Origin of the sequence: Mesorhizobium sp. M0633, assembly GCF_040320645.1 — a bacterium.
Lineage (GTDB): Bacteria > Pseudomonadota > Alphaproteobacteria > Rhizobiales > Rhizobiaceae > Mesorhizobium.
This window is the reverse complement of record NZ_JAMYQC010000052.1, coordinates 1-14,289: the sequence shown is the minus strand read 5'-3', so window position 1 is coordinate 14,289 and position 14,289 is coordinate 1. Positions and strand designations below refer to the sequence as shown.

The following is a 14,289-nucleotide window of genomic DNA, read 5'->3' as shown; positions in this document are numbered from 1 at the left end:
CGCGCTTTGCGCGAACGCCGAAAAACAAGGACCGACGCCCCACCTTCCTAATCACTGCGGGCGATTGACTCAACCCCGCGGTGAACGAGATGGAGAGCCGGCTCTAGCTTCTGTCCAATCTTAGAAACGCGGCGCGCAGCGCCAGCACGGCGCGCAGGATCTGGCGTTCGTCCATCGCTGCATAGCCGAGCAACAGGCCGTGCTCGGGTTCTGTGGAATGGTAGTTGATCGAGATGCCCTGGACGTCGAGCCCTTCCTTGACGGCCGCGGCAACCACGTCGCTGTCCTTATAGGGCCTGACGAAGCTCGCCAGCAGCTGCATGCCGGAATCGTTTTCCGTGACGGTCAGCCATTCGGCCAGATGCTCCTGGCATAGCTTGACGAAGTTCGCCTGCCGGCGCGCATAGAGCCGGCGCATGCGTTTGAGATGCGTGGCGAAATAGCCCTGGGTGATGAAGTCGTTGACCGTTGCCTGCAGGATCAGCGGCGCGAACTGACCGGTGATGCTCACCGCCCGGTCGAAGGGCACCGACAATTCGCGCGGCACGATCAGATAACCGATGCGCAGCGCCGGGATCAGCGTCTTGCCGAAGCTGCCGATATAGACGACGCGGTCGGCATGATCGAGCCCGCGCAGCGCCGGCACCGGCCGGCCGCGGAACCGGTATTCGCCGTCATAGTCATCCTCGACGATCCAGGCGCCGTTGCGTTCGGCGATGTCGAGCAACTGCAATCGCTCCTCGATGCGCATGATGGTGCCGAACGGCCACTGGCAGGATGGCGTCACATAGATCAGCCGCGGCGGCGGCAGCTCCGGATCGGCAAGATGCCAGCCGCGCCGGTCGACCTTCAACGGTGCCAGCCTGGCGCCGCTGGCGAGAAAGGCGCTCTTGGCGCCGAGATAGCCGGGCTCCTCCATCCAGACATGGTCGCCTTCGTCCATCAGCACGCGCGAGACGAGATCGAGTGCTGCTTGCGCACCGGTGACGATGATCACCTGGTCGGCGGTGCAGCTGATGCCGCGCGACAGGCCGATGGTCGAGGCAATGGCCTGACGCAGGCCGGGGTGGCCGGCAAAGGAGAGATAACCAAGCAGGCTCTCGTCGCGGCTGCGTGCATTGCGCACCAGAAGGCTTGACCAGATGGTGAACGGAAACGATGCCGTTTCAGGCACGCCCGGATGGAAATTGATGACGCCGGCATTACGCGGCGGTTGCGGGCCGTTGACGATGGTCTGACCGCGCCGCGACAGCTTTTGCGGCGCTGCCAGTCCGGCGCGCAGGGATGCCAAGGGGCGGTTCTGCTGGATCGGCGCCACCCAGGTGCCCGATCCGGCACGCGCCTCGATAAAACCTTCGGCAAGGAGCTGGTCATAGGCGGCGATGACCGTGTTGCGCCCGACCTTCAGATCTTCGGCCAGCGAGCGCGTCGACGGCAGCAGCGTGTTCTGCGGGATCTGGCCGTCAAGGATGAAGCGTCGCAAGGCGCCGTAGATCTGACGATGCATCGGTTCTTCCGAAGCACGGTCGACCGACATGATGTCGAGGGAAAGGCGCATGTGGTCGGCCACGGCACTATCCCCCGACGGACCGGGCGGCGCGGGCGATCTTTTCCTCGTTGAGCCGGCAGACAGTGTCGAGCACCAGTCGCCTGGTTTCGGGGCGGATCTCGCGGCTGTTCTTCAGCGCGCGATGCACGGTGGCGGCGCCAAGTTCCGCCTTCTCGGCAATCTCCCGGATGGTGCAAAGCCGTTCCATGCCAAGCGCAGCTTCGAAAGCCATGTCGCTCCTCCTCGGTTGCATCAAGGCACGGCTTCCGGCCGGCCTCAAGCTTGAAAGTCGGGGTTTTAATCCAGAGCCGGGATTCTGCGATCCGCGCCGCGCAGGGAGCAAGGCGGCGCGGATCGCCGGGCGCTTTCGCGTCGCTAACCCCATCGAGGCGCGCGCCCATTATGTTCCTCCGGCTCGCAATGCGGGCCGGTCAGCCTGCCTTCCGAGTCGCCACTTCGAAGCCGGCCTCGCGGGCGGTGGCGAGCAGCGAGAAATAGCCTTTGCTGGCATAGGTCAGCGGATGCGCCTTGGCCGGATCCTGCTCGGCTTCGACAACGAGCCAGCCTTCATAGCCGCGCGCAGCGAGGGGTTTCAGCAATGACAGGAAATCGACCGAGCCGTCGCCGGGCACGGTAAAAATGCCGTCCATTACCGCCGCCATGAAGCTCATGTCCTCGCGGCGTGCCCGTTCCAGCACCGCCCTGCGAACGTCCTTGCAATGGAAATGCACGATACGGTCGAGATGCCGTTGCAGCAGCGATTGCGGGTCGCCGCCCGAAAACAGGCAGTGGCCGGTATCGAACAAAAGGCCGACGCTTCGGCCCGTCGCCGCCATCAGCCTGTCGACTTCATCGTCCGTCTCGACGATGGTGCCCATGTGGTGGTGGAAGGCCATGCCGACCCCGAATGCAGCCATGCGGTCGGCGAGGGCGGTCAGTTTCTTGCCATAGGACGGCCAGTCCCTGTCGGCGAGGCGCGGACGCTCGGAGATCGGTGCGAAAATGCCGTCATGGCGACCGCGCGAGGTGTCGGCGTAGACGACGATCCTGGCGCCAAGGTCGCGCAACAGCTGAAGATGTGGGGTGATCGCCGCGAATTCCTCGTCGACCGTGCGGTCGAGAATGCGGCCATCATACCAGCCGGAAACGAGTTCCAGGCCATAGGAAGACAGGAGCGGCCCAAGCACTTCAGCCTGGCGCGGAAATTTGCCGCCGAGTTCGGTGCCGCGGTAGCCGGCCAGCGCCGTTTCCGACAGGCAAGTCTCCAAGGACGTATCCCCGCCAAGCGCCGGAACGTCGTCATTGCTCCAGGTGATGGGATTGATGCCGATCTTGACCGTCATGACGCCAGGCTTTTGCGGGCTTGGGAAGACAAGCCGAGCCTGCAGACTGGCGACAAAGAGGCCCTGTCACTAGGTCCAGTTCAGCCGAATTTGGCAGAACCAATTAATGGTGACCGATTCTAGTCTTCCTTTGGGCGGCCAAAAAGGACGCGCAGTTCATCCTTTGCGTCCTCCAGCACTTCCTTCTGCGCCGCCGGCAGGTTCTTGCCGGCGCGGTTGATGTAGAAATTCAGCATCGACATGGCGGATTGAAACGGCCCTGCCTTGCGTCGGTCGCTGTGCTCGGCCGATCGCTTCAACGAGGCGGCGATTTTCCTTGGATCGTGGGATTCGAAGATATGTTCCTCGAGGTCCAGCGCGTCACTGTGCTCGGTGACGTCGGCGGACCATTTCCGTTGCGCGGTCATGGCAAACTCCTTCCACTAGGTCGTTGCCGGAAAACGCCTTATGGCGCACCCCTGTTCCACTTCGGCCCGAATCGCTGGAGCCACGGATTTGCCTGTCGTGGCGCTGCTCGGCGATGCGAATGCGCCGATAGTGGTCAGAACCGCCGATTCAAGAACTGCGGACAGGAAACGCTCTTGACCCCAATCGTCTCAAGCCAGGCAGGAAGTTCCGGCATCGACAGTGCCTATGCCTGGATACGGCTCGGCGTCTCGATGCTGCTGGCAACGATCGGCGGGGTCGGCATGTGGGCGGTGGTCGTGGTGCTGCCTGCCGTGCAGGCAGAATTCGGCGTCGATCGCGCCGCTGCCTCGATGCCCTACACCGCGACCATGGTCGGCTTTGCCGCGGGCAATGTGCTGTTCGGCCGCGCCATCGACCGCATGGGGTATTGGATCCCGGCGCTGATTGCCGCGATTACACTTGGCGCCGGCTTCATGCTGGCGTCGTTGACCAGTTCGATCCTGCAGTTCACCCTCGTCCAGGGCCTGTTGATCGGCGTCGGCTCGTCGGCGATCTTCGGCCCTTTGATCGCCGATATCTCGCATTGGTTTAACCGTCGCCGCGGCGTCGCGGTGACGGCTGCCGCGTCCGGCAACTATCTCGCCGGAGCGATCTGGCCGACGGCGATGCCCTATGTCATGCAGACCGAAGGCTGGCGCTTCACCTATGCCGCGATCGGCGTCGTCTGCCTGGTCACCATGGTGCCCTTGATCCTGCTGCTCCGGCGCGGCGCACCGCCCCAGGCGGCTCCGGGATCGCCGGGCAGCCGCGTGGTCCAGCCGATCTCCCTGTCGCCGGCGGCCTTGCAGGCGCTGCTCATCGTGGCCGGGCTCGGCTGCTGCGTGGCGATGTCGATGCCGCAAGTCCATATCGTCGCCTATTGCATGGATCTCGGCTACGGCGTGGCGCATGGCGCCGATATGCTGTCGATCATGCTGGCGGCGGGCGTCGTCAGCCGGCTTGGCTCGGGTTTCCTTGCCGATCGCATCGGCGGCGTGAAAACCCTGCTGATCGGCTCGGTGCTGCAATGCCTGTCGCTGTTGTTCTATATCCCGTTCGACGGGCTTGCCTCGCTTTATGTCGTCTCGCTGGTCTTCGGCCTGTCGCAAGGCGGCATCGTGCCCTGTTATGCGATCATCGTGCGCGAATATATGCCAGCCAAGGAGGCTGGCCAGCGCGTCGGCATCGTCATGATGGCGACCATCTTCGGCATGGCGATCGGCGGCTGGATGTCGGGCTGGATCTACGATCTGACCGGCTCCTATGCCGCCGCGTTCCTCAACGGCATTGCCTGGAACCTGCTGAATATTTTGGCCATGGTGCTGCTGCTGTGGAAGGCCCGGCGCAGCGCTGCTGTGGCGGCCTGAAGCACAGCGGTACGGATACAGTCTCTCCGGCCGTCGCTTGACAATAGCCGAAGGCTGCGCGACGCCAGACAAGGTGTGGCAACGGGCCAGGTTGGCAAGGCAGCAGTGGCAAAGACCCTGAACATCGTCTCACGGTCGCGTCTGGGCGGTTGCCCGGCTTCGGGACCAGTACGGTGATCAAGCCGCGCTCGCGCCGCGGCGGCGGCCGCCCGACCATCGCCGATGTCGCCCGCAAGGCCGGCGTCGGCGCCATTACCGTGTCGCGCGCCCTGCGTGAGCCGGGGCGTGTCTCGGAAGATCTGCGCCGCCAGATCGAGTCGGCCGTGAACGAACTCGGCTATGTGCCCGACCCGAATGCGCGGGCGCTGGCTTCGGCGCGCGCCGAGGTCTTTGGCGTTCTGGTGCCGTCGCTTACCAACAACGTCTTTGCCGAAGTGGTGCGCGGCATCTACGACAGCCTGTCGGACGGCCCTTTCCGGATTCAGCTAGGCAACACCCACTATTCCGGCCTCGAGGAAGAGCGGCTGCTGCAGGTGTTTGGCCCGCAACGCCCGGCGGCGCTGATCGTGGCCGGCATCGACCAGACGCTGGCCTCGCGAAAACTGCTGGAAACGGCAGGCTGTCCGGTGGTGCAGGTGATGGAGACCGGGCCCGATCCGGTCGACATGATGGTCGGCTTCTCGCATTTCGAGGGCGGCAAGGCGGCTGCGGAACATCTGATCGAGGCAGGCTATCGCCGGATCGGCTTCATCGGTGCGCGCATGGATCCGCGTTCGCAGCGGCGGCTTGCCGGCTATCGCGCGGCGATGGAGGCGGCCGGCCTGTTCGATCCGAGGCTCACCACCACGACGCCGGTGCCCTCCAGCGTCACCCTCGGCCGCGAATTGTTCCGCGACGCGCTGGCCAAGGTGCCGAGCCTCGATGGGGTGTTCTGTAACAATGACGATATCGCCCTTGGCGTGCTGTTCGAATGCCACCGCGCTTCGATCGCCGTGCCGAAGACGATCGGCATCGTTGGCTTCAACGATCTCGACATGATGGAGGTGGCCTTTCCGTCGGTCACCAGCGTTCGGACCTACCGCTACGAGATCGGCCGGCGGGCGGTCGCCATGGCGCTTGCGGCGATCGAAGGCAACAGGCCAGAGCAGCGGGTCGTCGACCTTGGCTTCGAACTCAAGCGACGTGAGAGCACGGCGCGCTGAAGCGAGCTTCGACGCAATGGCGCTTTACACTACGTCATGGTAGCGCTACCAGTTATCGCCGGGCGGTACTTCGCCCCGACGATGGGAGGCTGTTTATTATACATAAGCGACAGCTCATGCTTGTTTATTATGTATAATATGATAGTTTTTGCGGGACTAGCCGGGCAGCAAAGGAGGGGATCGGGTCGGCATTCGGCCACCTGAACGCGCGACGGATACGGCGGGAGGTGCCGGGCCGGAAACGCGCAAATTCATCGGCGTAACAACAAACAAAACTGCAACTGGGAGGAATATCGATGATCAAGTCACTCGTTGGCGGAATCGTTGCCGCCACTGCTTTCGTCATGCTGAGCTCGTCGGCGATCGCCGATCCTGAAATCGTCAAGGGGCCATCGGCCGAGCCTGACTGCTTCGCGCCCTGGTCGGCCGATACGCAGTTCTTCAAGTTCCCCAAGAAAGACGGCCCGTACCGCATCGCTCTGGCCAACGGCTATATCGCCAACACATGGCGCATCCAGATGGTGCAGACGGCAAAGGCCTATGCAGCGCAGCCGGAGGTCGCGGCCAAGCTCAAGGAATTCAAGGTGGTCTCGACCGGCGAGGACGTGCCGGCCCAGATTTCGGCAATCAACAATTTCATCGATTCCGGCTATGACGCGATTGTCGTCAACGCCCAGAACCCGACCGCATTCGGTCCTGTCATCAAGCGGGCCAAGGAAGCCGGCGTGGTGCTGGTCGCCTTCGACAACATCCTCGACACCAAGGATGCCATCAACGTCAATGTCGACCAGAAAGGCCTTGGCGAATTGTGGGCCAACTGGCTGGTCAAGCACGTGCCGAACGGCGGCAAGGTGCTGGAAGTGCGCGGCGTCGCCGGCACGTCCGTCGACACCGATCGCCATAACGGCATCCACGAGGTTCTCGACGCTTCCGGCAAGAAATGGGATGTCACCGAGGTCGTCGGCAAGTGGGATGACGGCGTTGCTCAAAAGGCTACGGCCGATGCCATTGCCACCAACGGCCCCTTCGACGGCATTACCGGACAGGGCGGCGATACCGGCATCGTGCAGGCGATGATCGATGCCAAGCATCCGTTCGTGCCGTTCGGCGGCGAGACGGAGAACGGCTTCCGCAAATTCTGCGCCAAGTTCGCCGCTGACGGCCTGAAATGCTCGTCGGCCGGCACCGGCCCGGCTCAGGTCGCGGTTGCCATCAAGACGGCGATTGCAGCACTTGAAGGCCAGGTCGTGCCGCAAGCGGTCAAGCTGCCGCTGGCGATCGTCGAGGATCCGAACTTCAAGGCAGGCCAGGATTTCTTCCCCGATCAGTCCGACAATTTCTTCGTCGGCAATTCCTTCCCGACCTGCGGCATCAATTTCACGGCGCAGGAAATCATGGGCCAGAGCAAGGAAAACCAGTAAACTCCGACAGCCCGACGCCGCGGGAATCCCGCGGCGTCGGCGCTCGACATCCTGATTGCCAAGCGCCTGGGGAGGGCCGATGGACGGTGCGGTTCCGCTCTTCCGCATGGAAGGCATATCCAAGCGCTATGGCGGCGTGCGGGCGCTGGAGAAGGCCGAACTGTCGGTCACTCCAGGCAGCATCCACGCCATTCTCGGCGAGAACGGCGCCGGCAAATCGACGCTGATCAAGGTCATGGCGGGGGTCGTTGCGCCCGACGAGGGCCGCATGATGCTGGACGGAAGCGAAGTTACCTTCGCTTCGCCGGCCGCTGCCAACCAGGCCGGCATCGTCTGCATCTTCCAGGAACTGTCGCTCGTCCCCGAACTCAGCGTCGCCGACAACATCGTCATTTCCGATCCGCCGAAGCGTTTCGGCATGATCGACCGCAAGGCGCAGCGCCGCATCGCCGAAGAAGCCCTGGCTCGCGCCGGCGCTTCCGATATCCATCCGCTGGCGCTGGTCAAGGATCTTCCTCTTTCAAGAAGGCAGATGGTCGAGATCGCCAAGGCACTGGCGCGCAAGCCGCGCATCCTGATCCTCGACGAGGCGACCTCGGCGCTGACCGCGGCTGACGTCGCCAGGGTTTTTGCCGTGTTGAAGCGGTTGCGTTCGGAAGGGCTGGCGCTGCTCTACATCTCGCACCGCATGAACGAGATCGCCGAGCTGGCCGACCAGTGCACGGTGTTCCGCAATGGCCGCAATGTCGCCAGCTACGCCGCCGGCACCAAGAGCGACAATGAAGTTGTCGAGCTGATGATCGGGCGCGAATACAGCCACATCTTTCCGCCCAAGCCCGCGCGGGCGGCTGCCGCAGCCACGCCGGTTCTCGAGGCGCGCAGCCTGTCATGGACGGATCGGCTGCACGATGTCTCGCTGTCGGTCGGGGCGGGCGAGGTGGTCGGGCTTGGCGGCCTCGACGGCCAGGGCCAGCGCGAATTGCTGCTCGCCTTCTTCGGTGTGCTGCGCGGCCTGTCAGGCCAGATACTGATCGACGGCAGGCCGGTGGCGATCGCCAGTCCGGCTGCGGCGCGCGATGACCGGATCGGCATGGCGCTGATCCCGGAGGACCGCAAGACCGAAGGGTTGATGCTGCCGATGACGGTGCGCGAAAACCTCTCCTTCGCCGCCCTTGACCGGCTGTCCAGGGCCGGCATCATCGATCGCGCCGCCGAGCAGCGGCTGATCGATGATATGGTCGGTCTCCTGGCGATCAAGACCGCCGGGCTCGACATTCCGGTCGGCGCGCTATCCGGCGGCAACCAGCAGAAGGTCGTCATCGCCAAATGGCTGATGCGGCAGCCGCGCATCATCCTGCTCAACGACCCGACGCGGGGCATCGATGTCGGCACCAAGCAGGAGCTTTACCAGTTGATGCGCAAGCTTGCCGACCAGGGTGCGGCGATCCTCTTCTATTCGACCGATTATGACGAGCTGATCGGCTGCTGCGACCGCGTGCTGGTGCTCTATGACGGCGCGGTCAAGCGTGAACTGGTCGGCGCCGAAATCACCGAGCGGGCGCTGATCGCCAGCGCGCTCAACATTCACGAAGAGATGCCAAGGCAAGGAGCGGACGCGTGAAGGATTGGCGCTACTGGCTTGCCGAACAGCGCGGAACGCTGCTGGCGTTCGGCATCTTCGTTGTCATGTTCGTCATCTACACCTCGAACCATCCGGCGGGCTTCACCGCCAACGTCGTACAGACGGCCTCGAACAAGGGCGTGCTGCTCGCCTTCGTCGCCATGGCGCAAACGCTGGTGGTGATCACCGCCGGCATCGATCTCTCGGTCGGCATGATCTTCACGCTGACCAACTGCCTGGCCTCGTGGCTGGTCGTCGGCACCGGCATCGAGACCGCCTTCGGCGTCCTCGCCGTGCTCGGCACCGGGCTGCTGTGCGGGGCAATCAACGGCGCCATCGTCATCTATGGACGCCTGCAGCCGATCGTCGCCACCATCGCCACCGGCGCGGTCTATTTCGGCATCGCGCTGCTGCTTCGGCCGTTTCCCGGCGGCTCGGTCAATGAAGGGCTCGCCGATGCGCTGACCGGGCGCCTGTTTGGTTTTGTGCCGGCGAGTCTGGTGACGCTGCTGGCGGTCGTGCTCGTGGTCTGGGTGCCGTTCAGCCGGTCGGTGCTAGGCCGCGCCGCTTATGCAGCCGGCTCCTCGGAGATGGCGGCCTACATGTCCGGCGTGCCGATCCGGCGTGGAAAGTTCGCCGCCTATGCGCTTGCCGGTCTGCTTGCCGCGATCGGCGGGCTGTTCCTGACGTTCTTCACCTATACCGGTGATGCGGCCTATGCCAGCGGCAACGCCTATACGCTGTTTTCGATTGCCGCGGTTGTGCTTGGCGGCGTGTCGCTGTTCGGCGGCAAGGGCAGCGCCATCGGCGCGATCTTCGGCGCGCTTGCCTTCCGCACCATCGGCGACCTGCTGTTCGTCTTCGATTTCGATCCGCTCTGGCAGCCCCTGTTCCAGGGCGTCATTCTGCTGATCGCGGTCAGCCTCGGCGCGTTCGCCCTGTTTCGGGTCCGCAACCGGCTGGAGTGGTTCCTGTGAGCGAAACGACTGTGAGTGGTCTCGCCGGCCGCATGCCGAAATTCCTCCGCCGCGCCGACCCGGCGGTGCTGACGGCGTTCGCCTGTATCGTGCTGCTGCTGTTCCTCGGCAGCCTCTATTCGCGCAGCTTCCTGTCGCCTGAATACCTTTTGCAGCAGCTCAAGGTGGCGTCGTTTCTCGGCGTCATCGCGACCGGCATGATGCTGGTCATCTTGCTCGGCCAGATCGACCTGTCGGTGCCCTGGTCGGTGGCGGCCGGCGCCATGATGGCCTGCGCCGCGGCCGCATACGGTACCGTCGGCGTGGCGCTTGCCATTCCGTTCGGCATCTTCTGCGGTGTTCTGATCGGCATCGTCAACGGCATCGGCGTCGCCTATCTGCGCATTCCCTCGATGATCATCACGCTTGCCACCAACGCCGTCGCGCAGGGGCTGATGGTGGTCTACACGGGCGGTTTCTCGCCGCAGGATTCGGCGACCGGTGCGATGCGCTATCTGGCGACCGGCTTTGCCGTTCCTGCCGTGCCCAACGCCGTTCTCATCTGGGCGCTGATCGGCGCCGCAATGGTGTTCGTGCTGACCCGCACCGGCTTCGGCCGCACCGTTTACGGCATCGGCAATCGCGAGCGTGCCGCCTATCTTTCCGGCATCGATACAAGGCGCGTGGTGATGATCGCCTTTGCGGTTTCGGGCGGGCTCTCCGCCTTCGGCGGCGTGCTGTTGGCCGGCTATGCCTCCAAGGCGGCACAGTCGATGGGCGATGCCTATCTGCTGCCGTCGATCGCCGCGGTGGTGCTCGGCGGCACCTCGATCCTCGGCGGGCGCGGCTCCTATCTCGGCACCGTCGCCGGGGTAATCCTGATCACCCTCCTGCAATCAATTCTTTCCGTCATGCAGATGCCGGAGGCGGGACGGCAGATCATCTACGGCGTCGTCATCGTCGCCATGCTGCTGCTCTATGGCCGCGCGCCGGCAAGCCGCTGACCTGCATGACCGGTAAAGACGTGGCATATAAGCCGGCAAGCACTGTTCGAACGATACCCGCCATCGTGGTGATGGGCGTTGCCGGCTGCGGCAAGTCGGTTGTCGGCGAAGCGCTTGCAGCGGCATTGGGCGCCGTCTTTATCGAAGGCGACAGGCTGCATCCGCCCGAAAACGTCGCGCGCATGGCGAGCGGCCAGCCGCTCACCGACGCGCTGCGCGAGGGCTGGCTCGACGCGATCGGCCAGCGGATGGCCGCGTCGGTCGCAAGCGGGCAAGGTGTGGTCGCCGCCTGCTCGGCGCTGAAGCGCAGCTACCGCGATCGCCTGCGCGGCTTTTGCCCGGATATCGTTTTCGTTTACCTGGAAATCGACCCGGCAACAGCAAAACAGCGCGTCGGCAATCGCAAGGGTCATTTCATGCCGGCAAGCCTGGTCGACAGCCAGTTCGCCACGCTCGAGGCGCCAGCGGCGGACGAGGCGGCGATAACCTTGGATGGCACGCGTCCGGTCGCCGACACCGTCGCGACTGCCTTGAGCCTGCTCGCGCGCTAGATTTGCGACGTCAGTTCGACTGGGAAATCGTCATTGTCGGCGTCGCGCATGGCCGCGAGGCTGCGGTTGTCCAGCACCTCGGCGATCGCCTGCCGGACCTCCAGCATCATGTGCCGAACCTGGCAGGTCGCCTCGTCGCAATCCTCGCAGCGCTGGTATTGCGTGCGGCTGGCGCAGGGGATCGGCGCCAGCGGCCCGTCGAGGACACGCACGACATGGCCGATCTTGATCTCGGAAGCCGGCCGGGCAAGGCGGTAACCGCCTTCCTTGCCCTTGCGGCTCTGGACGAAGCCGGCGTTACGCAACTCGCCCAGGATGGCATCCAGGAATTTCTTGGGGATGTTATTGGCGACCGCAATGTCGTTGACGAATGCGAGCTGGCCGACCGGCAGGCCCGACAGATGCACGAGGGCCTTGAGGCCGTATTTGCCTTTTTTGGTAAGCATGCCCCGAGTCAACCCATGAAGCCCCAACCACCCGCGTCTGGCGGCTGTTTGTGTGCAAATCATGACGGTTTGATCACGCGAAGCCGTTCGCGAAAACAAGCCGTCCGTTCTCACGGTAGGCACAAACGCGTTGATTCTTTGTAACGTTTTGGACGGAATGCGCCCGGAAAGTGCCAGAAATCACCTTTCGCGGCGCGAAAGCAAAGAAGCCGGCAAAGCCGGCTTCTGTCAAAGTTGGAAGATCGCCTCAGCGGCTGCCATAAGTCTGGTCGAGCAGGCCGCCCGCTGCAAAGTGCTCGGCCTGGACCTTGGCCCAGCCGCCGAAGACGTCCTCCACCGTCAGCAGGCGGACATCGGGAAACTCAGCCTTGTATTTGGCGGCGACCGCCGCGTCCCGGGCCCGCAGGCCGTTGCGGGCGGCGATGTCCTGGCCCTCCGGCGTATAGAGGAAGTCGAGATAGGTCTTGGCGAGATCGCGCGTGCCATGCTCGTCTGCAACGGTGTCGACGATCGCCACCGGAAATTCCGCCAACAGGCTGACCGAAGGCGTTACCTGCTCGAACTTGTCCTCGCCATACTCCTTGCGGACGCCGCGCGTTTCCGACTCGAAGGTGATGAGTACGTCGCCGATTTCGCGCTGCACGAAAGTGGTGGTCGCGGCGCGCCCGCCGCTGTCGAATACCGGCACGTTGTTGAACAGCTTGGTGACGAACTCCTTCACCTTGGCGTCGTCGTCCCTGAAAGCTTCCTTGGCGTAGGCGGTGGCCGCAAGATAGGTGTAGCGCGCATTGCCCGAGGTTTTCGGATTGGGGAAGATCACCTGCACGTCGTCGCGCACGAGATCGCTCCAATCCTTGATGTGCTTCGGATTGCTGGCGCGCACCAGGAAGGAGGGCAGCGAATAGAAAGGCGAGGCGTTGTCGGGAAAGTCCTTCTGCCAGTCGGCGGAGATGAGGCCCTTCTTGACCAGGAAGTCGATGTCGATGACCTGGTTGAAGGTGACGACGTCGGCGCCGAGGCCTTCGGCGATGGCACGCGCCTGCGCCGAAGTTCCGGCATGCGACTGATCGATGGTCACACCGGGGTGCCCGGCGACGAACGCTTTGTTGACCTGCGCAAACAGTTCGCGGCCGACATCGTAAGAGGCGTTCAGCAATCTGTCGGCCGACCAGGCTTGGGAGGATGCGAGGACCAGGCCGGCCAATGTGGCGACGCCAAGCAAAAATCGCTTCATGAAAACAGGGCTCCAATGCCATGCGCTTAATGCCGGACCATAGCGGCAAGGCATCGTGCGCGACGAGGCACGCAGAGTGGCCGCTCCACGTTGTCGATAAAAGAAATATTCCCGCTGTGGGCGATTGCTAGTTTTTTCTTTCAAGAAGGGCCTTCCGCGCAGCCTGGAAGGGGTGCCGATTTCGCCCGCGTGCACGACGGTTCCCGGCCGGCCAACGCGATGCAAGGCGATTGCATCGCCGCCCTGTCTGGCATATACAAATAGTATATACAAGGAGCTGTTGTCATGTCTCAACACCGCCATTCAACAACCCCGCCGAAGGAGGCGAAGCTGTTTCGTAACAATCGCAGCCAGGCGGTGCGCATTCCTGTCGAGTTCGAACTTCCCGGCGAAAAGGTCTTGATCAGCCGTGAAGGCGACCGCCTGATCATCGAGCCGGTCCGCAAACCTGGCCTCACCGCACTGCTCGCGCAATGGGCGAAAGAGCCGCCGCCCGATGCCGAGGAAGACTTTCCCGAAGTCGAGGATATGCCTGTCAAATCCGAGGAATTTTTTTGATGCGGTTCATGCTGGACACGAACATTGTCAGCGACATGATCCGAAATCCGGCCGGGAAAGCCGCAAGCGCTGTCCTGCGCGTGGGAGACGCCGCCGTGTGTACCAGCATCGTGGTCGCGTCGGAACTGCGATATGGCTGCGTCAAGAAAAGATCAGCCAAGTTGCACAAGAAGGTCGAGGAATTGCTGGCTGAGATTCCCGTCTTGCCGCTCGATGTGCCGATGGATGCCGAGTACGGCGCGATTCGCGCAGAACTGGAAGGCAGGGGCCAGACCATCGGCCAAAATGACCTTTTTATTGCTGCCCACGCCCGTGCGCTTGGAACTACCCTGGTGACCGCCAACACCGGGGATTTCAACCGGATCAAAGGCCTGAAGGTCGAGAACTGGCTGGTGTAGCGCCTGATAGAGGATCAAGCGGCCGGAAAAAGCTTCCAGCGCCGCGGCCGAAAAGCCACGCGACTTTTCTGCGCCGCCGGATGGTCGATGGGCAATTCGATCTCGACCCGCTGACGTTCGCCGCCGATTTCGAGCTCGACCCGCCTGGTGCCGGCGACGCGGCGGCTGGCGGCGACCGTGCCGGCGATGCAG

The 14,289-nt window shown here is 63.6% G+C and carries 16 protein-coding genes; 9 read left to right on the top strand and 7 right to left on the bottom strand.

Translation table 11 applies throughout. The annotated features are described in order from the left end of the window. Positions 1–103 precede the first annotated feature (103 nt). The 4 genes from mocR to NKI47_RS32255 all read right to left on the bottom strand — a co-directional run bounded on the left by mocR (position 104) and on the right by NKI47_RS32255 (position 3,299). Positions 104–1,570, bottom strand: a complete 1,467-nt coding sequence (gene mocR / locus NKI47_RS32270) for a rhizopine catabolism transcriptional regulator MocR (protein ID WP_245274662.1) — start codon at positions 1,568–1,570, stop codon at positions 104–106. Between the two features lie 4 nt (positions 1,571–1,574). Further along, complete coding sequence (locus tag NKI47_RS32265) at positions 1,575–1,781, bottom strand: LacI family DNA-binding transcriptional regulator (protein WP_023675823.1); 207 nt, start codon at positions 1,779–1,781, stop codon at positions 1,575–1,577. 199 nt (positions 1,782–1,980) lie between these two features. Continuing rightward, positions 1,981–2,892 carry a myo-inosose-2 dehydratase gene (iolE, locus tag NKI47_RS32260; protein WP_352505532.1) on the bottom strand — a complete coding sequence of 304 codons (912 nt, stop codon included), beginning with the start codon at positions 2,890–2,892 and terminating at the stop codon, positions 1,981–1,983. Positions 2,893–3,011: 119 nt separating this feature from the next. Beyond that, complete coding sequence (locus NKI47_RS32255; RefSeq protein ID WP_352505533.1) at positions 3,012–3,299, bottom strand: DUF3175 domain-containing protein; 288 nt, start codon at positions 3,297–3,299, stop codon at positions 3,012–3,014. 174 nt (positions 3,300–3,473) lie between these two features. Between NKI47_RS32255 and NKI47_RS32250 the strand changes: the two genes are divergently transcribed. The 7 genes from NKI47_RS32250 (at position 3,474) to NKI47_RS32220 (ending at position 11,461) form a co-directional block, all read left to right on the top strand. Beyond that, on the top strand, positions 3,474–4,706 hold the full coding sequence (locus tag NKI47_RS32250; RefSeq protein ID WP_023675826.1) for an MFS transporter: 1,233 nt from the start codon (positions 3,474–3,476) through the stop codon (positions 4,704–4,706). A gap of 173 nt (positions 4,707–4,879) precedes the next feature. Beyond that, positions 4,880–5,908, top strand: a complete 1,029-nt coding sequence (gene gntR, locus NKI47_RS32245; RefSeq protein ID WP_352453280.1) for an HTH-type transcriptional regulator GntR — start codon at positions 4,880–4,882, stop codon at positions 5,906–5,908. A 296-nt stretch (positions 5,909–6,204) separates the two neighbouring features. Continuing rightward, positions 6,205–7,329, top strand: a complete 1,125-nt coding sequence (locus tag NKI47_RS32240; RefSeq protein ID WP_023675828.1) for a sugar ABC transporter substrate-binding protein — start codon at positions 6,205–6,207, stop codon at positions 7,327–7,329. Positions 7,330–7,408: 79 nt separating this feature from the next. After that, positions 7,409–8,950, top strand: coding sequence for a sugar ABC transporter ATP-binding protein (locus tag NKI47_RS32235; protein ID WP_352595379.1), 1,542 nt, complete (start codon positions 7,409–7,411; stop codon positions 8,948–8,950). Next, on the top strand, positions 8,947–9,927 hold the full coding sequence (locus tag NKI47_RS32230) for an ABC transporter permease (protein ID WP_023675830.1): 981 nt from the start codon (positions 8,947–8,949) through the stop codon (positions 9,925–9,927). The genes NKI47_RS32235 and NKI47_RS32230 overlap by 4 nt, the downstream gene beginning before the upstream one ends. After that, on the top strand, positions 9,924–10,910 hold the full coding sequence (locus NKI47_RS32225) for an ABC transporter permease (RefSeq protein WP_352456242.1): 987 nt from the start codon (positions 9,924–9,926) through the stop codon (positions 10,908–10,910). The genes NKI47_RS32230 and NKI47_RS32225 overlap by 4 nt, the downstream gene beginning before the upstream one ends. 5 nt (positions 10,911–10,915) lie before the next feature. After that, complete coding sequence (locus NKI47_RS32220; RefSeq protein ID WP_352453285.1) at positions 10,916–11,461, top strand: gluconokinase; 546 nt, start codon at positions 10,916–10,918, stop codon at positions 11,459–11,461. On the opposite strand, the gene NKI47_RS32215 is transcribed toward NKI47_RS32220, so the two are convergent. Together NKI47_RS32215 and NKI47_RS32210 are read right to left on the bottom strand one after the other, a co-directional pair. After that, on the bottom strand, positions 11,458–11,907 hold the full coding sequence (locus NKI47_RS32215) for an RrF2 family transcriptional regulator (RefSeq protein ID WP_006202816.1): 450 nt from the start codon (positions 11,905–11,907) through the stop codon (positions 11,458–11,460). The two genes, NKI47_RS32220 and NKI47_RS32215, sit on opposite strands and share 4 nt — an antisense overlap. 247 nt (positions 11,908–12,154) lie before the next feature. Next, positions 12,155–13,141 (bottom strand): sulfate ABC transporter substrate-binding protein, encoded by a 987-nt coding sequence (locus tag NKI47_RS32210; protein ID WP_352595375.1) that lies wholly within the window; start codon positions 13,139–13,141, stop codon positions 12,155–12,157. 285 nt (positions 13,142–13,426) lie between these two features. Between NKI47_RS32210 and NKI47_RS32205 the strand changes: the two genes are divergently transcribed. Next, the gene (locus NKI47_RS32205) at positions 13,427–13,699 is read left to right on the top strand and encodes an antitoxin (RefSeq protein WP_352595373.1); all 273 of its coding nucleotides are present in this window, start codon (positions 13,427–13,429) and stop codon (positions 13,697–13,699) included. Continuing rightward, on the top strand, positions 13,699–14,097 hold the full coding sequence (locus tag NKI47_RS32200; RefSeq protein WP_352595370.1) for a type II toxin-antitoxin system VapC family toxin: 399 nt from the start codon (positions 13,699–13,701) through the stop codon (positions 14,095–14,097). The genes NKI47_RS32205 and NKI47_RS32200 overlap by 1 nt, the downstream gene beginning before the upstream one ends. Positions 14,098–14,111: 14 nt before the next feature. Here NKI47_RS32200 and NKI47_RS32195 read toward each other — a convergent pair. Beyond that, the coding region (locus tag NKI47_RS32195) for a TOBE-like domain-containing protein (protein ID WP_352595409.1) at positions 14,112–14,289 on the bottom strand (178 nt) is incomplete at its 5' end.

What these genes read in the sequence shown, in the direction of transcription:
- NKI47_RS32265 (WP_023675823.1), bottom strand. Translation starts at nt 1,781, where the DNA reads ATGGCTTTCGAAGCTGCGCTTGGCATGGAACGGCTTTGCACCATCCGG.
- iolE (WP_352505532.1), bottom strand. Translation starts at nt 2,892, where the DNA reads ATGACGGTCAAGATCGGCATCAATCCCATCACCTGGAGCAATGACGAC.
- NKI47_RS32255 (WP_352505533.1), bottom strand. Translation starts at nt 3,299, where the DNA reads ATGACCGCGCAACGGAAATGGTCCGCCGACGTCACCGAGCACAGTGAC.
- NKI47_RS32240 (WP_023675828.1), top strand. Translation starts at nt 6,205, where the DNA reads ATGATCAAGTCACTCGTTGGCGGAATCGTTGCCGCCACTGCTTTCGTC.
- NKI47_RS32235 (WP_352595379.1), top strand. Translation starts at nt 7,409, where the DNA reads ATGGACGGTGCGGTTCCGCTCTTCCGCATGGAAGGCATATCCAAGCGC.
- NKI47_RS32220 (WP_352453285.1), top strand. Translation starts at nt 10,916, where the DNA reads ATGACCGGTAAAGACGTGGCATATAAGCCGGCAAGCACTGTTCGAACG.
- NKI47_RS32215 (WP_006202816.1), bottom strand. Translation starts at nt 11,907, where the DNA reads ATGCTTACCAAAAAAGGCAAATACGGCCTCAAGGCCCTCGTGCATCTG.
- NKI47_RS32210 (WP_352595375.1), bottom strand. Translation starts at nt 13,141, where the DNA reads ATGAAGCGATTTTTGCTTGGCGTCGCCACATTGGCCGGCCTGGTCCTC.
- NKI47_RS32205 (WP_352595373.1), top strand. Translation starts at nt 13,427, where the DNA reads ATGTCTCAACACCGCCATTCAACAACCCCGCCGAAGGAGGCGAAGCTG.
- NKI47_RS32200 (WP_352595370.1), top strand. Translation starts at nt 13,699, where the DNA reads ATGCGGTTCATGCTGGACACGAACATTGTCAGCGACATGATCCGAAAT.